The sequence below is a fragment of the Candidatus Villigracilis proximus genome (assembly GCF_016717045.1).
GTDB lineage: Bacteria > Chloroflexota > Anaerolineae > Anaerolineales > Villigracilaceae > Villigracilis > Villigracilis proximus.
The window spans coordinates 120,584-144,802 of record NZ_JADJUO010000001.1; the positions used below are offsets into that span (position 1 = coordinate 120,584).

At 47.4% G+C, this 24,219-nt stretch carries 17 protein-coding genes and 2 pseudogenes; 11 read left to right on the top strand and 8 right to left on the bottom strand.

Annotation, left to right across the window (positions count from 1 at the left end; translation table 11 throughout):
• Window positions 1-17 precede the first annotated feature (17 nt).
• Window positions 18-1,985, top strand: a complete 1,968-nt coding sequence (locus IPL71_RS00625) for an S-layer homology domain-containing protein (protein WP_345318039.1) — start codon at window positions 18-20, stop codon at window positions 1,983-1,985.
• A gap of 118 nt (window positions 1,986-2,103) precedes the next feature.
• Here IPL71_RS00625 and IPL71_RS00630 read toward each other — a convergent pair whose 3' ends face one another.
• The 7 genes from IPL71_RS00630 to IPL71_RS00660 form a co-directional block, all read right to left on the bottom strand.
• Entirely contained in the window at window positions 2,104-5,016 is a 2,913-nt protein-coding gene (locus IPL71_RS00630; RefSeq protein ID WP_345318040.1) for an S-layer homology domain-containing protein, read from the bottom strand.
• 145 nt (window positions 5,017-5,161) lie between these two features.
• On the bottom strand, window positions 5,162-6,007 hold the full coding sequence (locus IPL71_RS00635; protein ID WP_345318041.1) for a carbohydrate ABC transporter permease: 846 nt from the start codon (window positions 6,005-6,007) through the stop codon (window positions 5,162-5,164).
• Window positions 5,997-6,917, bottom strand: a complete 921-nt coding sequence (locus IPL71_RS00640; RefSeq protein ID WP_345318042.1) for a carbohydrate ABC transporter permease — start codon at window positions 6,915-6,917, stop codon at window positions 5,997-5,999. Before IPL71_RS00640 ends, IPL71_RS00635 begins: the two co-directional genes overlap by 11 nt.
• 253 nt (window positions 6,918-7,170) lie before the next feature.
• Entirely contained in the window at window positions 7,171-8,439 is a 1,269-nt protein-coding gene (locus IPL71_RS00645) for an ABC transporter substrate-binding protein (RefSeq protein ID WP_345318043.1), read from the bottom strand.
• A 289-nt stretch (window positions 8,440-8,728) separates the two neighbouring features.
• Complete coding sequence (locus IPL71_RS00650) at window positions 8,729-9,046, bottom strand: hypothetical protein (protein WP_345318044.1); 318 nt, start codon at window positions 9,044-9,046, stop codon at window positions 8,729-8,731.
• 180 nt (window positions 9,047-9,226) lie between these two features.
• A complete protein-coding gene (locus IPL71_RS00655) occupies window positions 9,227-9,583 on the bottom strand; it encodes a hypothetical protein (RefSeq protein ID WP_345318045.1) in 357 nt (118 codons plus the stop codon).
• Window positions 9,584-9,789: 206 nt separating this feature from the next.
• Complete coding sequence (locus tag IPL71_RS00660) at window positions 9,790-11,871, bottom strand: response regulator (protein WP_345318046.1); 2,082 nt, start codon at window positions 11,869-11,871, stop codon at window positions 9,790-9,792.
• Between the two features lie 1,059 nt (window positions 11,872-12,930).
• Between IPL71_RS00660 and IPL71_RS25690 the strand changes: the two are divergent.
• The 5 genes and pseudogenes from IPL71_RS25690 to IPL71_RS00680 form a co-directional block, all read left to right on the top strand.
• Window positions 12,931-13,776, top strand: a pseudogene (locus IPL71_RS25690) (choice-of-anchor Q domain-containing protein); the annotation flags it as partial.
• Between the two features lie 39 nt (window positions 13,777-13,815).
• Window positions 13,816-14,691 (top strand): S-layer homology domain-containing protein, encoded by an 876-nt coding sequence (locus IPL71_RS25695; RefSeq protein ID WP_514130733.1) that lies wholly within the window; start codon window positions 13,816-13,818, stop codon window positions 14,689-14,691.
• 155 nt (window positions 14,692-14,846) lie between these two features.
• Complete coding sequence (locus IPL71_RS00670; RefSeq protein WP_345318048.1) at window positions 14,847-16,523, top strand: glycoside hydrolase family 26 protein; 1,677 nt, start codon at window positions 14,847-14,849, stop codon at window positions 16,521-16,523.
• Between the two features lie 76 nt (window positions 16,524-16,599).
• Window positions 16,600-17,733, top strand: a complete 1,134-nt coding sequence (gene wecB / locus IPL71_RS00675) for a non-hydrolyzing UDP-N-acetylglucosamine 2-epimerase (protein WP_345318049.1) — start codon at window positions 16,600-16,602, stop codon at window positions 17,731-17,733.
• Window positions 17,734-17,761: 28 nt separating this feature from the next.
• Complete coding sequence (locus tag IPL71_RS00680; protein WP_345318050.1) at window positions 17,762-18,889, top strand: glycosyltransferase family 4 protein; 1,128 nt, start codon at window positions 17,762-17,764, stop codon at window positions 18,887-18,889.
• Window positions 18,890-18,982: 93 nt separating this feature from the next.
• On the opposite strand, the gene IPL71_RS00685 is transcribed toward IPL71_RS00680, so the two are convergent.
• Window positions 18,983-19,681, bottom strand: a complete 699-nt coding sequence (locus IPL71_RS00685) for a metal-dependent transcriptional regulator (RefSeq protein WP_345318051.1) — start codon at window positions 19,679-19,681, stop codon at window positions 18,983-18,985.
• Between the two features lie 245 nt (window positions 19,682-19,926).
• On the opposite strand from IPL71_RS00685, the gene IPL71_RS00690 reads away from it, so the two are divergent.
• From IPL71_RS00690 to IPL71_RS00705, 5 genes and pseudogenes are all read left to right on the top strand, one after another.
• Entirely contained in the window at window positions 19,927-20,472 is a 546-nt protein-coding gene (locus IPL71_RS00690; RefSeq protein WP_345318052.1) for a ChuX/HutX family heme-like substrate-binding protein, read from the top strand.
• A gap of 217 nt (window positions 20,473-20,689) precedes the next feature.
• On the top strand, window positions 20,690-21,997 hold the full coding sequence (locus IPL71_RS00695) for a BCD family MFS transporter (RefSeq protein WP_345318053.1): 1,308 nt from the start codon (window positions 20,690-20,692) through the stop codon (window positions 21,995-21,997).
• A gap of 3 nt (window positions 21,998-22,000) precedes the next feature.
• Complete coding sequence (locus tag IPL71_RS00700; RefSeq protein WP_345318054.1) at window positions 22,001-22,618, top strand: MerR family transcriptional regulator; 618 nt, start codon at window positions 22,001-22,003, stop codon at window positions 22,616-22,618.
• Between the two features lie 168 nt (window positions 22,619-22,786).
• A pseudogene (locus tag IPL71_RS25700) lies at window positions 22,787-23,313 on the top strand (serine/threonine-protein kinase).
• Window positions 23,277-24,200 (top strand): serine/threonine protein kinase, encoded by a 924-nt coding sequence (locus tag IPL71_RS00705; protein ID WP_514130724.1) that lies wholly within the window; start codon window positions 23,277-23,279, stop codon window positions 24,198-24,200. Before IPL71_RS25700 ends, IPL71_RS00705 begins: the two are co-directional and overlap by 37 nt.
• Window positions 24,201-24,219 lie beyond the last annotated feature (19 nt).

Here is a 24,219-nt window from a genome sequence, read left to right on the forward strand (position 1 = left end):
TCAGATTGGAGGATTTTATGCAACGTAAAGTATTTGTTCTATTCTCAACATTTATCCTGCTTGTCTTGCTCATCGCACCGCTTGGCACAGCCGGCGCTCAAGCCCAGCAAACCATCACTGGCATTCTCAACATTCGATGGGGCGACGGCCCATCGGGCTCCGTCACCACCTACCAGATCATTGCAGATAACAAACAAACCACAGTCCTGCAAATGGATACTGCCATGGAATCATCCGGCGGAGTGCTGACTCTGAATCAGAAACGGGTGACAGTTACCGGGAAGTGGGACACGGCTCTTTCGGCGCTGGAGGCTGCTCCTGTTTTTCAAGCAGAATCCATTAACCTGGCAGATTCTCCCAGTGGCAGCGTTCTTCAATCCAATTCTGTTTCTGCCGCTGTCAGCGGGTCGCAACCGTGGATATCCATCATGTGCAAGTTTCCAGATTATCCCGCACAAGAACCGGCTTCGCTTTCCTATTTTCAAGATATGTATTCCAGTACCTATCCCGGTCTTAATCACTATTGGCAGGAAGTTTCCTACAATGCGATCAACGTGCTGGGCAGCACGGCTGTCGGTTGGTATGTACTTCCTCAGGCGCGCTCCTACTATATAAATAACCCAAACTTTTTAGATGTTCTGGCCGCAGATTGCATAGCCCAGGCAGATAATGATGTCTACTTCCCCAGTTATCAGGGTATCAATATGATGTTTAACTATGAGCTGGATGGGTTTGCGTGGGGCGGGTCACAGTATCTTGAGTTGGACGGTGTGTATGGCGGCTGGAGCACAACATGGGAACCGCCATGGGGGTATTCAGATATAACAGTGATCGCACATGAAATGGGACATGGCTTTGGCCTGCCGCATTCCTCCGGCGGCTACGGTCAGACCTATGATAATCAATGGGATGTAATGAGCGATACCTGGAGTAATTGCTATCGCCTTTCAGATCCCACCTATGGCTGTATCGGTCAGCATACGATCATGTTTCACAAGGATATCCTCGGGTGGATTCCTGCCGGGTTAAAATATACACTTAATTATTCCAATGCAGATGTTTCAGATGCGTTTAATCCCGGTGCCTACCTCATGGCAGAGATTCCAATCCTTGGGTCTGGGTTTAATTTGTACACTGTTGAAGCACGTAATAACACCGTAGGATACGACTCAAAACTGCCGGGACAGGGCATTATCATTCACGAGATAGATTATTCGCGAATGAATCCCGCCCATGTGGTGGATATAGATGGTAATGGAAATACAGGAGATGCTGGAGCTATTTGGAAAGTGGGAGAAACATTTACAGATTTGGCTAACAATATTTCCGTTTCTGTGCTGGCGGCCACAACAGATGGGTATCAGGTATCCATCCAGAATGGAGCGCAATTTGCCACGATTGAAATAGGTCACAGTGCTCAAATATTACCCTTTGTTGATGTACCTCTTAACTATTGGGCAAAAGGTTATGTTGAGCGTTTGTATGCCGCGGGCATCACCGGCGGCTGTGTCACCACCCCTAGTCTGCTGTATTGTCCTGAAAGCGGCGTGACACGCGCGCAAATGGCGATTTTTCTCCTAAAAGGTATTCATGGCTCGGGTTATGTCCCCCCTGCAGTGGATGCCGGTACTGGGTTTACAGATGTTCCAGTTGATTACTGGGCAGCCGCCTGGATCAAACAACTTGCCATCGAAGGCATCACCAGTGGATGCGGCGATGGAAATTACTGCCCGGAAACAACTGTCACCCGTGCCCAAATGTCAATTTTCCTTCTGAAAGCCAAGTACAGCTCCGCTTATACTCCGCCCAACCCCATCGGAGTTTTTACCGATGTGCCAGTTGGGTACTGGGCCGATAAGTGGATCGAACAACTGGCGGTTGAGGGGATTACCAGCGGCTGTGGGGCTGGCACATATTGCCCGGATAACTCTGTGACCCGGGCCCAGATGGCGGTTTTTCTAGTGAAGACCTTTAACTTGCCATAAATAATTGTGACTTGACGTGTTGCACTAAACCGATGTGTATAAAAAGATAGGCCTCTGAGCAGAGGCCTATCTTTTTATCATGTTTCTATAAGTTACTTACGACTATTTTCAAACAGCACTACGGCAGAGTAAATGTCTTTACCAGGAAGACAGCCATTTGAGCGCGAGTGACTGGGCTATCCGGGCAGTAGACACCAACTCCACATCCGCCAGTTATGCCTTCGACAGCAAGTTGCTCGATCCATTTGTCTGCCCAATAGCCAACAGGTACATCGGTGAAGTCACCAGTGGCGGCAGGCGGTGAATAGGATGAGCCGTGCTTGGCTTTCAATAGGAAGATAGACATTTGTGCGCGGGTAACAATTGTTTCAGGACAATAATTTCCGGCGCCGCAGCCGCTTGTAATTCCTTCAGCAGCCAATTGCTTGATCCAGGCGGCTGCCCAATAATCAGCGGCTACATCGCCGAAACCAGTGCTGCCTCCCACGGCAGGCGGTGTGTAACTAGATCCGTGCATGCCTTTCAATAGGAAGACAGCCATCTGAGCGCGTGTTACGCTGGAGTCGGGACAGTAGGCCAGGCTCGGAGAAGTAGCACATCCGCCAGTGATGCCGGCTGCGTAAAGTCGTTCGATCCAGGACCATGACCAATAGGCACCAGGCACATCAGAGAATGTGGCGGTCTCCTGCTGGAATAGACCACGGCCATAAGTTGTCGCGACTAGTTTTGTGTCCATCCAGAATAGTTCATCTACTGGTGTGTTGGTTGGACCGTTATGAGAAACATCCCAGGTGGCGCCGCCATCTACGCTGGTGAAAATCCCAAGTTCGGTTCCAATGTAGATCCAGTTTGAGTTAAAAGGATGGATGACAAGGCTTCGGACTGGCAGGTATGGTAAGCCTGTTAATCCAGACCCGGCTGAATCAGTCCAGGTGGAACCGCCATTGGTTGTGACCCACACATTGTCTGGGTTAAAACCACCGAAGGTGACATACGCCTTGCTGGTGTTGTTTTTGTCGACAGCGATACGCGTTACATACCGATCAGGCAACCCGGGTGAGTTGCTATCGACCTGTGCCCAGGTGGGGGTGGCGCTGGTGCCGTTTGTTGTCACGTAAACATCGCCATTGTTATGGCCGACCCAGATGATATCTGAGTTGCCCGGAGCAACCACGATCGCGCTGATATTACTGTTGCCAGTCGTTGGAGCCTTGATTACATACCAGGCTGGTCCCGTTGTGGAGGTGTTTGGAGCTTTGACATCATTCGTGCGCCATAGAGATTCGGCGCCGACCAACAAACGATTGGAATTGTTGGGGTCAAGAACCAAAGGTGCAATAAAATTGGCTTGTGAATTTTTTGCCTCGGTAATGGTATAGGGAGCCGATTTGTATTGGTATGCGAAGCCATCCCAATACTGACCCCAAATATCTTCAGAGAATACGCCGCCATTATTACTGCGATGTACCTGAGCGTAAATATATTCACCATAAAGGTAGTTGTCGTCCACAGGGTCTGCTGCAGACCAACCGCCATCGCCGCCAAAAGTTGTTGTCCAGCCTTCTGTGCCGCCAGCAGGTGTGTAGACCAGTGTTCCGTTATCTTGCGTGCCACCCACAATTTTTCCTGTGGTAGGGTTGCCTGCTGCGCCATAGAATTGGGTGATACCGAGGTTGTTATTTAGCTCTGTCCAACCGCTGGTTCCGACAACCGTGTACACATTATCTGCACGATACACGCCGCCGTCATTACCAAAAAGGACGGTTGTATTGCTGGTTCCGTTGAAGCCGGGTTGTTCAACAATCCAATGATGATCTGCGTGAGCGGAAGAAGGCGCATCCTGCCACACGCTAATTTGGGTTAAGGTAGCGCCGCCATCTGTACTGCGAAATAGATCAATGCCACCAACGATAAGGATATTGGGATTGGTTGGGTCAACCCAAAGAGGGGAATTCCAGCCATTAGCGCCAAAATTTTGCCCGGTATTTACACGAGAATAGGTTACGCCGCCATCTGTGCTTTTCCAGACCTCACCGCCATTAATCTCCACTGAAGCATACACGATGCTTGGATTGCTTGGCGCGTATGCAACTTCCACGCGGCCAGCGCCACTATCAATGGATGTGAAGGTTGCCGCAGTCCAGGAATCACCTGAATTTGTCGAGTAGTAGGCATTCTCCGACCTCGCTGCACTAATTGCCTTGGTGCCATCAACAGGATTAAAGTTAACATCACCAGGACGTGTGGAGCCTGTTACTGCCTTAACCCAGGATGTACCGCCATCAATACTTTTCCACGTGCCGCTATCGGTGGCTGCCAAAAGAATTAGAGGATTAGCAGGGCTGATCGCCAAGCGGTTAACAAAATACCATTCGTACGTATTGGTTGAGGCAAGCTGCGTCCAGGTTGTGCCGCCATTGGTAGTCTTAAAAACCCCACCGCCAACTGGTTCTGCGTATTCACTACCACCCCATCCTGTTTCGCCAGTACCAGCGTACAAAACCTCTGGATTGGTTGGGTCGATCACCATGGTGGAGACAGCCATGTTGGTCATGAAGTCATCCATAATCGCCCAGGAGGCACCGCCATTGGTGGTCTTCCAAATGCCACCAGTGACACTGCCAGCCCACATGATGTTTGTGTTGGTAGGATGGATAACGACTGAGCGTACACGACCACCGATATTTCCGGGTCCGAGCCATGTCCACCCATTGCTGGTAATTGCCTTTTTGGAGGCTGCTTCCTGCTGTGCCCGCATGGCTTTGATTTGCTGATTGGCATTGATCAACCCATCAGCAGGGATGAAGCCATTTTCATCCACCAGGGAAAGATTGCGCCAAGCCAGCGCCTCATAAGGGTGGTCTGCCATCGGGCCTTCATCTTCTTCAAGACGTTGCGCGCTGGAACTGCTTGCAAGTGCCTGGGTAACACTGGGGCTTAGCGGCCCCAGCCTGCTCCACAGGCCCAAAGCGATCACCCCCAGCATGAAGCTGGAGACGATGGACAGAAATATTCTATTCTTTTTTGACATGGATATCTCCTAATATAAAAAAATTGAATGGAATCTCATAAGGCATAAAATTTATGCCTTATTTTTTTATTGTAGACTCATTCCCGGCATTTGTCATTCATATTAAGTACAGTCTGGGTACAGTCTTTGCCGGCTGAAATGTGTTTCATTGACCATAGATGCCTGAAAGGCGGTTCTCCTGCAAAAAGAAACGTTGGACGATGGCGAACAATAAGACCGCAGGCAGAGTCATAATGACAGAGCCGGTGAGTAACAAAGGCCAGTTGGTGCGGTCAAGTTCCTGCAATTGACGTAACCCGACCGGCAGTGTATAGAGTGTTTGAGATTTGAGGTAAAACAAAGGGGTAACGAAGTCACCCCAATATAATAAAAAGGTGAGGATGCTGACCACAACGATGGTGGCACTGGATAGCGGCAAAGCCACACGCCACCAAATATTTAGCAGACTGGCTCCGTCGATGCGGGCTGCTTCATATAGCTCAGGCGGGATGCGCCGAAAGCTCCAGAAGAACAACAGCACAAATAGTGGGCTGGATCCCATAAGACTGGGTGCAATTAAGGCGGCATGTGTGTTAAACAACCCCAGCCCGCGGAAGAGTATAAAACGCGCCAGCCATACGGCTGTGGTGGGGATGATCAACAGGATCACAGACAGAATAATGAGTCGATCCTGTCCACGACGGTTTAATTGTGCCATCGCGAATCCTGCCAAAGAAGCTGTGACCAATGTAATGGGGACTGCCGTTCCGGCGACAAGTAGTGAATTAAGAATGTAGCGCCCGATGGGGAGTGTCTGAAAAACGCGCACGTAGTTTGACCACATCAAAGGATCGGGCAGCCACTCCATTGTTCGAGGCGGAGGCAGGCCCGGTTGACGAAGTGAAGCGGCAAACATCCAGATCAGAGGCAAAACAAAAAGCGCAGATATTAAAATCGAAACGGTATGAAAAGCCACGGTGCGGATGATGCGTTGAGTCTGTTTAGTCGGCATCGGCTTCTCCCCAATTCCCAACGATGGATAGAACAAATCCGATCAATGCCGCAGTGACAATAACAAGTAAAACGGTCATGGCAGAACCGGGACCAAAATGCATTCGGTCAAAGGCTTCTTCATAGATCAGGAGCGGCAAAAATAGTGTGGAGTAATATGGGTCACCATTGGTCATAATGAAATTGGCAGTGAATATGTTTTGGGTACTTAGGATGATATCGCGCAGGGTTAGTAATAAAAGCCAGGGGGCAAGCAAAGGCAGGGTGATATAACGAAATTGCTGCCAGGTATTGCCGCCATCGACTGCGGCGGCGGCATAATATTCAGGCGGAATATTTTGCAGACCTGCCAGCAAAACCACAAAGCCTTCGCCGATCTGGAAAGCCGCCATCACAACAAAAACAACTTTTGCGAACTCAGCATCAGCCAGCCAGCCGGGCGTAGGCAGGCCCAACATGCCAAGAATTAAATTAAGCGGACCATATAAAGGGTTGAAGATCCACATCCAGATTAAGGCATAGGCTACATCGGGAATGATCGTGGGGAGGTACACAGCTGCACGATATAACCCAACGCCCCGGCCTTTGCGATTGAGCCACAACGCCAGTGTTAATGCGCTCAAGATACGAACAGGTACGGCTAAGATAATGAAATAAAGTGTATTGTAGAGTGAGATGGGGAAAAGCAGATCGACTGGATTTGCCAATACAAGACGAAAGTTAAACCAGCCGACCCATACCGGCGTAGACATACCGTCGTAACGCATAAACGCCAGTACCAGAGAAAGCAAAGCCGGAACCCCCACCAATATTGCTGTACCCACCAGGTAGGGTGCCAGCATTAATAGTAGTGGAGTGCGGTAGGAGCTTGAAAACAAGTGAGGCTTGGAGCCTACAGGTACATTAGACATTGGAAGTTATGCTCCAAAGAATGAAAGAGAATGTGATTCAAATAAATAAATGGACTTCCATGTTAAGCGATCCGCCGAGTCTATCAGGAACTTCCCAGAGTGTATATAAATTGCAGATATTCCAAATACAGGCCAACTCTGTATCTGGAATATCTGCTTGTATTTTGGGCGCTAATCGAAAGGTTTACAGTTATGAAGTTTTTTTAGGACTTATGCAAGACGGGAATTTTCCTGCTTTTTGCGTAGCCTATCTTTATTCGATCTCTGTAAATAAAGGCAGAGCGCGGGCAACAGCCGATTGCATGGCTTCAAGCACAGTGACTTCCCCGAAAAATGCGCGCTGTATTTCCTCGTCGCATATTTCTTCAATATCAGCCCAGTTGGGGTGTTGCGGCAGGCGTAAGGTGGAAGGAATCACATCAAGGAATACCTGACTATGCACAGGTTTTGTATTTGAATTCAGAAACGCCTCAGATTCAGCAACTTGAATAAGCGAAGGCACAGTACGCCCGCTTTGAGATACGATCGTTTGCCCGGTTATCGAGTTGGCAAATTCGATGAAAGCCCACGCAGCTTCTTTGTGATTGCTGGCTGCGGTTAAACAATACGCATCGGAGTGCAAAATAGTAACTTTGTTCCGACCAGCAGGCAGAGGAGCTACGTCCCAGTCAAATGCCGTAATTTCACGAAAGGTTGGCACCAAACGCCGGCTATTAAAGTACATGGCTGTGCGTCCGTTAATAAAACGGCTTTCACTGCTCTCTGCGGTTTCCTCAGCAGCATCAGGCACAATATGATATTTCACCTGCCAGTTTACAAACCATTCGACTGCTTCCAAAGCAAGCGGGTCGGTAAGTGTAATGGTTCGATTATCTCCGCTGCTGACAGTACCGCCATTCTGCCAGACAAATGGCGCCACACGCAAGAGTGTAGGCTCCACTCCCGCGCCATATTGTTCAGGGTCTCCATCCTGATCTGTGTCTACGGTCAGCGTTTTCGCAGCGGATATAAAATCGTCCCATGTCCAATCTGCGTTGGGGTAAGGCAACCCTGCCGCATCAAATAGATCCTTGTTGTAATAGGTCACCAGACTGGAAATATTTTGTGGGATACATACCACCTGATCTTTGATCGAAAACGCATGAATCGATAATTGATAGAAGTCATCTTCTTTGATCTTATCTGACTTCTCCAAATAAGGGCCAAGAGGTTCAAACGCATTTTTGAGAGCCAATCCGCTAAAACGCCGATAATTAACCAGCACCACATCCGCAGGCGCGCCGCCCACCAGATCGGCAACCAAACGTTTACGATAATCACCCTGGCTGGGAATATGGATCAACTCAATCGTAACTTCTGTATTTTGCTTTTGAAAAGCATCCACCAGATCCTGATATGCCTTAAGTTCGGCTGGTTCACCGAAGACCATGAAAGATACCGATTCAGGAGTTTTTCCCTGGCCGCACGCGCTCATAAAGAGCAGGGTCATCAATAGACTTAAATTAATAAATGTATTACGCATAGCGCCTCTCTTATTTTTTTCTCTACCGTACATTTAAACCCTAAAGGTCTGCCTTGCTTTCGTAAAATCCTGATTAGCAAAAAAGACCTTTAGGGTTTTTACGAGAGAAATGTATTGTAGTAAATTTTTTTATAAATTCTCCCGTCAGCCGTTGAAGTAGCTGACAGGGAGTGAGTATTGTGAATGGCAGTAATTTAGTGGAAATTAAACCGCATCCGCCTTAACCTTGAGCTGGATACTGTCCGATAAAAAATTACTGCTCTGAGAGCAAACTTCCCAAAAATAGAAACTATTTAACTTCAAGGGTGAATACAAACACAATGGGTGGCGCCGGTGGGCATGGCACGGATGATTCGCATGGCGGCGTGTGCGATGTCAACCTTATATCGGTCTGGCCTGTAGCAATCGCGCGAAAGAACCAGCCCTGCGGCCCCGGCTCTTTCATGTTTTCCACAGGTGTCAGCGGCTCAACCACCGAACCTGCATAATCCACCTTCCATTTGGGAGAACCCTGCGGAACACTGATCGCGAATATATCTCCCACAAAAACGGTGACGAGTTTGCCGCGTTGCCGCATAGGGTCTATGGTCATGGATGGAGATGGCATGGTTGGCATTTCCAGAGTAACTTCTTCAATTGGTGGCGTCGTCGCATTAATCGTGGGAGTACTTAATGCCTGCTGTGCAATACACGACTGAGTGAAAAAAATAGCTACAATCAAAAATAATATAAATTTTCGCATTGACGAAGACCTCGTATCAGAATAAATATGGATGTTTTTCAGGGTTTATAAATTCGGAAGAGTTGTAAAATAGCTCTTAATCACCTGTGTCAGGTCTGGCAGACTGACTGCGGGATATTGCAGGGATGACAGCACGGTTAATTGCTTGTCATCGGCATCAAGGCTGATAAATGGCAGACCGGGTTTGGAGCGAAAGAGCGCCATCAACACAGCAAGTTGATCCTGTGACGTTCGTGAAGCATCCACCACTACTACATCTGGCTCAGATGTTTCCAAATTTATTTTCCCGCCTTGAGGGTCGATTTCCACAACCTTCAATCCCGAATCAGCACGCAGGGATTCCGCGATTCCGCTCAGGAAGATCGAATCCCCGTAGATGATCACACGTTTTGTATCCGACATGTTGGAAACTCCCAATCTGGCTGCTTACTTATAGAGCTTACGCAAAAAGCATTGTTTTCTGACGGCAGACGGCAGAAGCAGGAAAATTTCCGTCTTGCGTAAGCCCTAACTTATATTAATTTATTTTAGAGTAGAGACGGGAAATTGTCATTGTGGTCGGGGTACAGTCTGAGTACAGTCTGAGTACAGTCTAGGGACAGTCTTTCTTAAACCAATCCCTTGTCCTTGGCATAGTCAATAGCTTCGCGGCGGGTTTTCAAATGCAGGCGTCCAAGAATTTCACCGATGTGATACTTAACCGTGCGCTCAGTCAAAAACAGGCGTGATCCAATTTCTTTGTACATCAACCCTTGCGATGCCAGCCGCAAAACCTCCAATTGCCTTTCGGTCAATTCTATTCCAGAAATCGCCGGTTCTTTTAGATCGGCCATTGGTTTGCCGACTCTTTGGCGGGTGAACACTTCGAGGGTTTTGTTTGCCAGCCCGGGAGAGAAAATACTTTCTCCGCGGGTCAACCCGCTTAGCAGTTCCAGAAATTCATCTATGCCTGTGGCCTTGAGCAAGTAACCTGAAGCGCCGTTTTGCAAAGCTTCAAAAAGATTTTCTTCATCTGCTGAAGTGGTCAGCATCACGATTTTTATATTCGGCATTTCAGCTTTGATGAGACGGGTTGCTTCCAACCCGTTACAGCGCGGCATTTGAATATCCATGGCAATTATGTCAGGCTGCATTTTGCGTGCCGCTTCAAGCGCCTCAAAACCGTCGCTGGCCGTGCCAATTACCTGCATCCCGCGAACCGTCAACAGATTGCGCAAACCATCCAAAAAAAGTGGATGATCATCCACGAGCAGGATGCGCGCCGACGGTAGATCCTCTGTGGATAGTTTGCGCGGCAGCCAACCCGAAACCTGCATCCCGGTTCCTGGGGTAGTTTCAATTTGTAGCAGCCCTCCCACTTGGTCAGCACGTTCCCTCATCATCTCAAGGCCGAAATGAGCCACCTTGCGGCGCTCCGGACCTGTATAATTTTGGCTGATACCGTTTCCCATGTCCTTTACACTAAAGTGGATGTTGATTTCGTCCAGTGAGATCATTACGCTGGCTTGTGAAACGCCAGAATGCCGCTGTGCATTGCTCAAGGCTTCACGGATGATATAGATCAATTGAGTTTCTACGGCAGTAGTTGCCAATATCAAAGGCAGGTTTTCAGGCAGGAGTAATTCCACTTGAAATTCATAGGTCTGGCGCAGGTGTTCACAATATTGCATGAGTGCGGTCAGGAAGTCCTGATGCGTAGAGACTGTATTACTACTTTTTAATCCAAGAATATGTCCGCGCACATCTTCGTGCGCTTCCTGCACTACTTCCACCAACCGTTCAAGTAGTTGAATCGCCGATTCTTTTTCATTCCGTACTAGCAGATCATGCACCGCCTGCGTCTGAAAATTAACATAGCCAAGGGTTTGCCCGATCCCATCATGCAGATCGCGCGCCGTCCGCTCCCGCTCTTCAAAAGTTGCCAGCGCACGTTGCTGCTCAATAACTTGTGACTGAACTTGATGTAGAGAAGTCTCCTTTTGCAGGCGCTCCGTGATGTCTCGTATCACCGATAAAACATGTGTTTCGCCGCCCAATTCAATGAGCTCTCCTGAATAGATGCAATTTAATATGCTCCCATATTTGGTGCGGAAATTATATTCAAGATTACGGACGCTTTGACTCTTTTGCAAAGCAGAAAGCGCAGCTTCACGGTCTTGCGGTTTTTCCCAGATATCTAAACGGATCGAGGAACTGGATAGCGCCTCGTGCTGTGAATATCCTGTGAGACGGCAAAATCCTTCGTTAACTTCCACCAGCTTTCCATCCTGAACTCGGCTGATAAGGATGGCATCCGGGCTGGCATGGAAGGCTTTCAAAAATTTTTCCTCGCTTAACCTCAGTTCTGATTCCACTTGCTTACGCCCCATTACATCATGTTCCAGGTCGCTCACCAGACGTCGGTTGACCATTAGGAATAAACCGAAGGCACCAGCGGTGAACAGCATCTGATGCAGGATGATAATCAGCGCATTAAAACTGCCGGATCTAAAGAATTCATTCGGTATCAAGTCTGGCGCAATGCTGCGAAAAACGAGCAGTGCGATCCCCGTAATTTGCATTGTGAAACCAGCCAGCCAAAAGTCAAAACCGGCAAAGCGTGATCGGTTCTGATGCCAGAATAAAACCACGAACACAGTACAAAGGCCGTTGCTTATAAAATAGTTGATAATAACGGTGTTTATGTTCATTGGATAAACCTTGTATGCAGATTTTTGATGATGGATTTATCGTTTGGGTAATTTGGGGCGGCTATTTATATTAATATAAGCAGCAAACCAGTTGGCTTTCAGAAATCAGAAGCTTTTTAATAACTCCTGCTACTTACTTCGGTACTCATGTAGCTGGTTTTATTTAAGAAATATTATATAGCCAATTGCAGTGATGGGCGAGCGAACGTATGTTTGAAAAAGGCAGTTGTTATAACAGATAGCTATTTGTTCCATAGGCATCAATTACAGCCTTGGGGATTTGATTATGTCGTTATCGGAGTATTAATAAAATTTTCCTAAAGTTAACGGTTATGGAATGATATTTTATCTCCGCATTGGTCTATACAACCTCCTCTTGATTACGTGATACAATGCCGACAGTTATTTTAAGATGCTGTTTTACTGATTAAACCTGTGCCTATATGGAATCAATCAGCATCGGAAAATTTGGAATATTGATTGTATATTTGCAATATGGCAGGTTATCTTGCTAGCCGGTTTACCAAGTTCTTCCAGATCACCTTTAGGGTAAAAATGGCAAATTCAATATTGAAAAAACATGAAGGAGAAATAATGATTAACTTCAAATCTATAAAAAAAATAGGGTACGACAAAGCGATACATTTTGCATTGCTTTTCGCTTTTCTGTTTGCTTTTATTCCCGTTCAAACTGCCCATGCAGCATCGATCACCGTTGCCGCAGGGGTGGTGGTGGTCAACGGCGCAGATGGGCATTGTTCGTTACGTGAAGCGATCATGGCGGCCAATACAGATGCCGCTGTGAATGAGTGTGTGGCAGGCAGCGGCGATGATACGATCAACCTCCCAGCCAGTGTCACTTATAACATTACTGATTTTGTAGATTCTACAAATGGACAAAATGGTTTGCCTGCCATTACCAGCAAAATGACAATTAATGCAAACAATTCGATTGTACGCCGTGACCCGGGGCTTTCCTGTCTGATCAATGGTTCTGCATCAGCGACTGAGTTTCGTGTCTTTTATCTGACCAGCACGGCAAATCTGACATTAAATAAAATGGTTTTGCAATCGGGGTGTTCAGACGGCGTGCATCCAAATGGCAGCGGCGGTATCTTATACAATAATGGCGGGAAGCTCAATTTTGATTACAGCGGCATATCGTCCAGTAAAGCCAATCAATTTGGCGGTGCTTTGTTCAATAGCGGCATTACCAATGTAACCAATGGAACTCTTTCGTTTAATACCGCGACCTCTTATGGCGGCGCAATTGAAAACTATAGTACCCTCAACATCACAAATAGTATTTTTATTGGCAACCTAAGTAATTATGGCGCGGCAGTCGATAGCTGGAAAGGTACTCTGGCTGTGGTTGGATCAGTTTTTTCTGGAAACGCCGCTTCCTCTTCTGGTGGTGCCATTAGCAACCTTGGCCCTAATACTCTTTCCATCGTTAATAGTACTTTTTCTGCCAACACGGCAAATAATGAAGGCGGAGCCATATATAATACAGGCGAAGCCAGCTTAAACTTTGTCACGATCACTGCCAATATCGCCGATAATGACACGAATGCAATAGGGAACGGCGGAGGATTGTTAACCTCTTCCTCTGGTAATTCATATGTTAAAAATAGCATCATTAGCGGCAATATTGATCGTAGCGCCAATGCTCCTGATTGCGGCGGTATTCTATTGTCTCAGGATTACAACCTGATTCAAGTTACCACCGGTTGTACTGTGAGCGGGACAATTGCACACAATATTATCGGACAGGATCCTCAATTGGGGGCGCTGGTAGATAATAGCGGCGTTACAAAAACACATGCTTTACTTAATACAAGCCCGGCGCGTGACCGAATCCCATATAACACCAATACCTGCGGACAGGTCACCACAGATCAACGCGGCATTGCCCGTCCGCAGCCAACTGGCGGTCAATGTGATATTGGCGCGTACGAAGTTCAACCCGGTACGATCGTTATCGCAGTTGTCGGAACCAATGGCAACGATACATTTAACTTTACCAGTTCCATCCCCGGATACTCTTCCTTTCCTGTAAATATTCTTTATGGGGCTGGGAGTACAACGTTTAGCAATATTAGCCCCGGCTCTTATACTGTGACACAATCCGCTCTGCCCAGTGGTTGGGTGTTTACCAGCGTCGCTTGTGTTGATTCTGATAGTGGCACGACTGTTGCCGGACAGATTGCCACCATTGATCTTGATAGTGGGCAAACGGTAACTTGCACTTATACAAATACCCCATCCACTACTTTTGTAGATGTCCCCACTAGTTATTGGGCATGGTCCTGGATCGAACGTATTTACAATGCCGGCATCACGAGTGGTTGTACGAGTTCCCCACGGCAATACTGCCCGGATACTGCAGTGACCCGCGCTCAAATGTCAGTTTTTCTTGAGAAAGGTAAGTGGGGTTCCGGCTTTGTCCCGCCTAATGTGCCGGCCACTTTTGCTGATACGGGAAGCCACTGGGCCAAGAATTGGATACAAGCTCTTGCATCTGATGGAATTACCAGCGGTTGTGGTGGTGGCAATTACTGCCCAGACTACAATGTATCGCGCGCACAAATGGCCATCTTTTTGTTGAAAGCCGCGCATGGTTCGTCTTATACTCCGCCAGCCGCTACTGGTCGAGTGTTCAATGATGTGGCAAGCTCTTATTGGGCAGCCAGCTGGATCGAACAGTTGTCAAACGAAGGTATAACTGGCGGTTGTGGCAGTAATAACTATTGCCCAGACGGTCCTGTTACGCGTGCTGAAATGGCAGTGTTTTTGGTAAAAGTATTTAGTTTGCCGTAATCGTGGATTTGTAAATAAGCAGGAATTGTTTCAAGCTGTAAATTTATGTTTGAGACAGTTCTTGCTTTTTTATATGCAATGGATATATGTGTTTTTTGATTGAAATCAAACTTTTCGGCGTGTGCTGATAATATCTTAAAATATGGGAGACTGTTATGCTCAAAAAAAATTTCTCGATGTTTTTTATGCTTGCCGCGCTTCTCTTCTCTCTTTTTCCGAATGCTACAGCACAGGGAGAAGGTTCTTTACCTGTGTTAGTGGGGATTTACCCCTCTGCTGAACTTTATCAAACAGTGGGTGAAATCAATACGCTGGACAACTTTCTTCGAAATAATATAGGTCCGCATGTGGTTTCCATTGCTGGAACCTTTTTGGATATTGAATCACCGTGGTGGCTGATTACCAATGAATTAAATTCTGCCTGGGATAATGGTTATGTACCTTTTGTTAACCTCGGGGCTGGCACTGTTAGTCAGCCGTGGACAGCCAAACAAATTGCAGACGGCATGGTTGATGCAAATATTCGCAATTGGGCTGACACATTTAGAGGTTGGAGTAGCTACAATGGCGATAAGCGTGCGTTTATCGCGCCAATGCAAGAAATGAATGGGGATTGGATAACCTACAAGGATGATCCAGCCAATTACATTCGAGCTTATTTGCGTATTCAGCAGATATTTAAAGAAGAGGGCGTTTCAGAATCTGCTGTTAGCTGGGTCTTTGCTCCGAATGGATGGAACAACCCTGGAAAACCCGAAAATATCTTTGAAAATTTTTATCCCGGCGACTCGGCTGTTGATGTAGTTGGATTCAGTTCCTTTAATTTTGGTACATGTTGGAGCTACACTGCATCAGAATCATATGAACAGATCTATAAGCCATATCTTGATCGCATGGCAGCCATGGCGCCGACCAAGCCCATCTTCATTGCTGAAATTGGATCAGTGGCTGATGGCGTTGACCGCGCTTTCTGGATGACAGATACTCTTTCAAAGATCGGCGCTTATCCTGGTGTGCGTGCAATTCTTTATTTCAATCGAACTGAAGATCAGGGTAACATTGGAGAAATTGTTAATTGTAACCCGGTGGATTACTCGTTGGATTCATCCTCTTCGGAAGGCAAGGATGCATTTAAGACTCAGGTGACACAATCTCCTTATGGATACTGGGCGCCTGATAGCACTGATATGATGAATATTGCTTTTGCCCGTCCAGATGCGACTTTTGAGGATGTTTGGCCCGCTTCTGCTTTTGCAGGAAAGAGTACTACTCCATACTATCAATCCTGGGTGGAGCGCCTTGTGGATGCTAATGTGACTGGCGGTTGTGGCTCATCCGTAGTGGATTTTAGTGATGTCACTGATTTTACATATCGCTATTATTGTCCGGATGATGATGTGACTCGTGCGCAGATGGCGGTCTTTCTTGGGCGTGGCATGCATGGAGCTTCTTTTAATCCTCCTGTGGGGTCGATCACGTTTGGCGATACAGCCGGCCATTGGGCCCAGCATTGGATCGAGGCTCTTAAAGCTGATGGCGTCACTGGCGGTTGTGGCGGCGGTAATTATTGTCCGGATGTTTCCACGACTCGCGCTCAAATGGCGATTTTTCTTTTGAAAGGGAAATATGGCAGCGCTTATGCTCCGCCCCCGGTGGGAACTGATACAGGCTTTAACGATGTGCCTGTGGATTATTGGGCAGCTGCGTGGATTAAACAATTAGCCGTGGAAGGGATTACTGGAGGCTGCGGCTCAGGTAGTTATTGCCCTGATAGTTCTGTTACTCGCGGCCAGATGTCCATTTTCATTGTACGCACATTTAATCTTCCATAGGTTTGTCGCTAATGAAATCGTGGAATATAAGATTTATTAAAAGGAATGACAGCCTGTTCGATAGGCTGTAAATATTATGGCGCTTCTCAAAGTACTTACAATTTTCGGCACCCGTCCGGAAGCCATCAAAATGGCTCCAGTTATTCGCCAATTAAAATCCCGCCCTGAGCGTTTCGATGTGCAGGTCTGTGTAACAGCCCAGCATCGTGAGATGCTGGATCAGGTTTTGCAGTTATTTAATATTCAACCTGATATAGATCTCAATATTATGAAACCTAATCAATCTTTGGCTGATCTTACATCTGCCATCTTCTCACGCCTTGATGTAGTCGTGCGGGATTTCCGTCCAGATTGGGTGTTGGCACAAGGGGATACGACAACTGTAATGGTCGCCGCTTTGCTCGCCTTCTATAATCGCAGCCGTTTTGGTCATGTGGAAGCTGGGCTGCGTACCGGGGATAAGTGGCAGCCGTTTCCAGAGGAAATTAATCGTAAAGTTGCCGGTGTAGTTGCTGACTTGCATTTTGCACCGACAGAGTGGTCAAAGAAAAACCTTTTACTTGAGAATGTTCCAGCATCCAACATTCTTGTTACGGGGAATCCTGTTATTGATGCTTTGCAATGGGTTGCGAAACAGCCCTACCTAGACAGCGAACTTGAAAAAATTGGGCTTCCCAAAAATGTGCTGGATGGGAAAAGAAGGATTGTATTAATTACCGCCCATCGACGTGAGAACTTTGGCGAGCCGCTTAATGAAGTTTTCTCTGCCATTCAGGAACTGGCTGAGATATATAAAGATGATATGTACTTTATTTATCCCGTACACATGAATCCTAATGTAAGTGAACCGGCACATCGTTTGCTCGGCAATATACCCAATGTGATTCTGCTGCCTCCACTGGATTATCTACCCCTGGTACATATCCTAAAACGTTCCGCTTTGGTACTGACCGATTCCGGAGGATTGCAGGAAGAAGCGCCTGGTTTGGGGGTTCCGGTGTTGGTTCTTCGGGATGTAACTGAACGCCCTGAAGGTGTGGATGCCGGAACTGTGCGCTTGGTGGGGACAGACAGGCAAAAAATCATTTCCACAGCAAGTTTATTATTGAATGATTTTGGCGAGCATCAAAAAATGGCGCGTGCTGTAAATCCATACGGAGATGGTCACGCTTCTGAGAGGATCGTGCTGGCTTTGGACGAAATAGGGTAACCGGTCTTCCGTTATTAGGTACTCAGGAATGGCTAAAATACTTCTAATTGCCAATACAGATTGGTACCTCTTTCGCTTTCGTCTTTCGTTGGCGCGTTTTTTACGCGATCAAGGTATGGATGTTATCCTGATCTCTCCTCCCGGGCCTTTTGTTCACGAACTTGAAGCAGACGGTTTTCGCTGGCAGGCCTGGAATGTAGGACGCCAGAGCATTAATCCATTTCGGGAAGTAAAGACACTTCTGAATCTTTTGCGCATTGTCGGTCAGGAGAAACCTGATTTGATTCATCTGCATACCATCAAACCCGTGCTTTACGGTTCACTCGTGGCGATTTTAACGCGCGTTCCAGCCGTTGTCCGATCGATCACCGGCCGGGGGTATGTTTTTCTGGGAAATGATACGCGTACCTTGTGGCTGCGTCCATTGGTTAAGAGTCTATATCGGTTTGTCCTGCGTTCAGGTTCTACCCTTTTTGAGAATGAAGCAGATCGGCAATATTTTGTAAGTGAAAAATTGGTTGCATTTAAGAACACACATTTGATCGAAGGTGTCGGCGCTGACACAGAGTACTACCAACCATTACCCGAACCGCAAAGCGCAGATGCGAGACCTGTTGTGTTAATGGCAACGCGCATGTTGTGGGATAAAGGCGTCGGGACTTTGGTGGATTCCGCCCGTTTGTTACACCAGAAAATGGATGCGCGCATTGTTCTGGCAGGGGAACCAGATCCGGGTAACCCCGCTAGTATTGATGTAAAAATATTAAATCAATGGGTGGATGAAGGACTTGTAGAGTGGTGGGGCTGGCAGGCAGATATGCGAGCCGCCTTCGCTGCCTGTCATGTAGTCACCTTACCCAGTTTCGGCGAAGGAATCCCCACCGTACTTCTTGAAGCCGCCGCATGTGGACGTCCCATCGTAACCACAGATGTTCCCGGCTGTCGGGATGTAGTGCAGGATGGAGTCAATGGTTTGCTTGTGCCGCCTAGGGATTCGCAGGCATTGGCAGCTGCATTGCTAACTTTATTGGGGAATGAATCATTGCGCAGCCAAATGGGGCGGGCGGGCCGCCAGTTAATTGTAGAACGCTTTAGCAATCAACATGTTCATAAAAATACGCTGACTGTATATCGTCAACTACTTCCAGAAGAATAGCGATTTTTTTATTGATTTATACCTGCCAAAAGAAATATAACGATACAAAAACTGCCGGGTCAATTTTGGACCGGGCAGTTTTTGTATCGTGGATCACGCGTTTTTCCCGGGCGGAAGTTTATTGCCGGTTCCCTGCTTTGCGACTTCCACCCAGAGAGAAACAGCCAATTCATAGCCGATGACATGGTCCTGCGGTTTCATTTGCAGCCGCAGTGGACCTTTAAATGGCGCACAGCTTAATAGATGAAAAGGCGTTCCCGGTACGAGACCCAGTTCTCCGATGTAATTTAATTTTTCCATGTTATGGGTGCGCACACGGCTGATGAGACAGTCTGAACCGGAAGGGGCGTCGATCAGCGGCATATCTTTTACAACAGGCATCACGCCTGCTTTTGATGGGATCGGTTCACCATGCGGGCAGCGTGTCGGGTGGCCGGTCAAATGATCCATACGCTCTTCGAGCTCCTCATTTACACCGCGTTCAAATACATCAGAAAGTTCATGAGCCGCAGCCCAATCGTATTTCATGATCTGTACCAGAAAAACTTCAGTTAATCGATGACGGCGCAAGGCAGGCATCGCGATTTTTTCACCTGCCGGTGTAAGGCGCACACCGCGATAGGGTTCATGTACCAGGTATCCGCTTTTGTTGAGGCGTTTCACCATGATCGATATCGCCTGCGCAGAGGATTCAACATGTGAACCTAAAAGCGAAAGTGAAACCTGCTCATGGTCTTCTTGCAGACGGTAAATTTCTGCGGCATAGCGTTGCATTGCGGCACTGACTGTCATGGAACTTTTTTGAACTCCAAAATCTTCAATAAGGTTGAAAACAGGTTGCAATTTGATTTATGTAAATTTTAATACAAATATCCAGATTATTGCTCTCGCAAAAATTATACTACACGGCATCGGAGGTAGATCAAGCCTGACGCTTCCATTTTTTTTACCGGAGATAAACAGCGATGAACAAAGATGAAATATCTTTTTGGATCTACTGTTTATCATAAATTTTATTAACAATTGGAGAATGTAAAATGTTTCAAACTCACACCATAATTACCCCTGAAATGCTCACAACAGAGCGGATGCAAACCATTCGCGATGCCTTCAACAGTGACCGTTCGCAAATGACTTTGATGCTGGCGCAAAAATTAAACATCCCTGAAGTGGAGATTATCCGTTCGCTCGAAGGCGATATCGCCCACGAACTCGATTTTGTCCGTTGGGAGGAGATCATTGGGGCATTTGAGACACTCGGTAATGTGCATGTTATAGTTTCAAACGGAGCGACAACCATCGAAGCTTTTGGTCAATTTGGCAACTTCACCAACACGGATGGTTTTCTGAATATTCGCACCAAATCGCTTGATATGCACATTCGCAGTTGGGAGCTGGCTTCAGTCTTTGCATTTAGCAAGCCCAGCCATCTTGACCGGCATGAGTCACTCAGTTTTCAGTTCTTTGACCGCCGTGGAAATGCTGCATTTAAAGTATTCCTCAACTTTGGCGGCAAAGATCCTGATCTGCAACTTATACACACCTATCGTGATTTGATCAAAAAATTCATCAAAAACCAATAAACGTATTTCGACACTCACCAATCTCTAGTAAAATTCTACTCAAATCTACATTGTGCTATTTGCTCTAAAAAGTACAATTAGCCTTCATAAGCAAGGGCGAAAAACGCCCTTGCTGTTTTTACAACACACCGCTTCAGTTTTCAGATCAAAATAATATGTCTTCTGGAATTTTAAGACTTGTTTAGCAAGCAATCATTAATTTCCACCAAAGGAAACCATGCTCATCAAACGCCTGCAGCTCGGACTCATTCATGTCGCCGTGGCAATGACCCTCGTGCCGATCAACAGCACGCTCAACCGTGTCATGATCTATGATCTCAACATATCGAAAACCATCTTCACGCTTCTGGCGGTGTTTCCATATTTGTTTTCTCCCATTCAAGTCGCCATCGGTTCATTCTCAGACCGCCACCCGATCTTCGGATTTCGTCGCACGCCCTACATCCTGGCTGGGTTACTGCTTTGCGTGCTTGGCCTTGTTATCTCGCCGCAGGTCGCAGTTTTAATGGATCAAAATTTTGGCCTCGGCCTTATTGCGGGCATATTCGCATTCGGTGCATGGGGCATGGGCTACAACCTCTCCGCCGTTTCCTACCTTTCCCTTGCCTCGGAACTTTCAGGTGAAAAAGGACGCGGCAAAACAGTTGCCACGATGTTTTTTATGATGGTCATCGGATTAATTGCGACTGGCGTCAGCTTAAGCCGCATGGTTCCCACATACACACCCGAATTGTTGACCGGCGCGTTTAACACCGTCGCCGTTTCCGCCTTAATCCTTGGCCTGCTCGGCCTCATCAGGCTTGAGCCTCGCTCTGGCATTTTCGCATCAAACGCCGCATCTGACACATACACCATCAAAGAAATGTCATCTGCCATCCTTGAAAATCCGGTTGCCAGAATTTTCTTCCTATATTTACTTTTATTGCTTGCTGCCATTCTCGGGCAGGATGTGCTGCTCGAACCCTTCGGTGCCGAAGCCTTCGGTATGACGCTTGAAGCCACCTCGCGGATTGTGTCCATTAGCGGTGTGTTCACACTGATCGCATTTATTGTCGCCGCGATCCTTGAGGGACGCGCTCCGAAGAAAACAATCGCCCAGACAGGTAATCTCGGTGCGCTATTTGGGTTCCTTTTGATCATCGCCAGCGGATTGATGCGAAACCTAAACATCTTTTATATCGGCATCATGCTCCTCGGCTTTGGGACGGGCATCTCAACCGTTGCCAATCTGTCTCTGATGTTCGATCTGACCGTCCCTGGCAAGGTCGGCCTCTACATCGGCGCCTGGGGATTCTCCAATGGCATGTCCCGTTTGACAGGTCTGCTGCTTGCGGGGATTGTCGCAGATGCGGCCACAAAAATAACAGGACGCGCCATGAGCGGCTATCTGGTCGTGTTTGGCATTGAAGCGCTGATGCTCATAATTGCTGCATTCATGCTTTATCGTATTGATGTCAACGTGTTTAGAAAACAGGTGCAGGAACCATCCTTTGTTGAAAAGATCGCGCTTACCGCGGAATCATAAGGGATGACAGATAAATGGCTTTCTCTGAGCGGTGCGGCTAAAGTGCTGGGTGTCCATCCCAGCACAGTACGTTTGTGGTCTGATAAAGGTGTGCTGCCTACACACAAAACACAGGGCGGACATCGCCGCTATAAGCAGGTTGAACTCTCTCTCTGGGCAGAATCAAACCAGATGTCGGGTGAGATCGAACCGGAACACATGATGCAGGAAGTCATCAAAACGGTTCGTATGCAAATTTCGGAGGGACGTTTGCAGGCAGAGTCATGGTATCAAAAATTGGACGAGGATGCGCGCGCGCAATATCGCATGAGTTCACGTTCCTTATTCCACGGATTGATGAACTATGTGGCAACCCACGGCGCAGATGCCGAAAGCGAAGCCTACGCCATTGGCTATGAATATGCTTCACGCGCGCATCGCTACAGCCTGAATTATGTAGACGCAGCGCAGGCCTTTCTGTTTTTTAGAAACACACTGATCGATTCGGTTATTAAAGTATATCGGGAGGCGAATGTTTCATCGGGGAAAACCGCCGAGACCTTCGGTAAAATGTATACGTTCACAGATGATATTTTGATCAGTCTTTTACAAACTTTTCAGGCTTTAAACAGCCACCACTAAGCGCTTTACCTGAAGTGTAAAACAGTACAAATGGGGTGCATATTAATATCCTGACATTTGCCAGACATTGCTTGCGCCAAAATGTCCATCTCGTTTATACTTGCCCGTATGGCTACTCCAACTAAAATAGGTCGCTACGAAATTAAATCCGAACTCGGTCGCGGAGGTATGGCAACGGTCTACCGTGCCTATGACCCCAGCTTTGAACGTGAAGTCGCGATCAAGGTATTGCCGCGTGAAATGATGCATGATCCGCAATTCCGCTCACGTTTTGAGCGTGAAGTTAAGATGGTGGCGGGTTTGGAACATCCTTCTATTGTGCCTGTGTATGATGTGGGGGATGAAGATGGTCAGCCCTACTTTGTCATGCGTTTTATGACCGGCGGCTCTTTGGCCGGTTGGATCGAAAAAGGCAAGTTCTCAGTTCAGGATGCCGCACGTATCATAGAAAAAGTTGCGCAAGGTCTTACCTATGCTCATAAGAAGGCATCATTCATCGCGACCTGAAACCCGATAATATTTTGTTCGATAACAATGGCGACCCATTCATCTCGGATTTTGGAATTGCCAAATTATCTGAATCATCCGGCAGCCTGACCGGCGGCGGAATTATCGGCACACCCGCTTACATGAGTCCCGAACAGGCTCAAGGCAGCCGTTGGATTCGCGTAGTGACGTCTACGGTTTGGGCGTGATCGTCTATCAAATGTTGAGCGGACAGCAGCCCTATAACGCAGATACCCCGATGGGTGTGGTGGTCAAACACATCACCGAACCTGTGCCTGAAATTCTAAAGACTCTCCCCAGCCTGCCTTCTGATGTGGATCATTTGATTAAAACGGCTCTGGCAAAAGATAAAAATAAACGTTATGCCAGCGCAGTGGAATTGGCCAAGGAATTAAACCTGATCGCTTTTGGACACGAAGGGAACATTACCGGTTCCACCACCACCGGCTTCCGTTCAGGTGTATTCAATAAGACAACTTCTCAGCCCGCAGCCACATCACGCGGGATGACCGGGTTGATCGTTGCGGGGGTTATTTTGCTGGTGGTCGTTGCTGGATTTTTCCTTCTGCGAAATCAATTGTTTGCCACAGCGCAGCCGACAGCCACCCTTGTGCCGACTGAAATTGCAACCGAAGCTCCAACTGTAATTCCAACTGAAGCTTTAACTTCCACTGAAGTTCCAGCCACTGAAGCGGTTGTAGCATCTGCCATTCCTTTTGCGCCAGCTTGTGCAGCGGGGGGGACCATTCCTACCCCTAAAGTCAATGAGACCAATAAAGTCTGCACAAAAAAGATACCCTATACCTTTGTCACCATTCCTGAAGGTGCAAAGTTTACTCCCCTTAATCCTGATATGCGTTGTTCCCTGGAATCCAGCACCCTTATTTCCTGTACGGGGAAGGAAGCCTTTTCCTATGAACTGGAAGTTTGTCTGCCGCCCGTCGTAGCCAACGCTGACTTAAACAAATGCGCTGCAGATTCCATCTTTGATTCGGCCAATCAATGCTGTGCAGTTATACCGCCGCAAGGTGCGGGTTGTACGATCTTCAAAGTGGATTTACGATCTTGTCCTTAAAGACCAGGCCGGGTGCGAA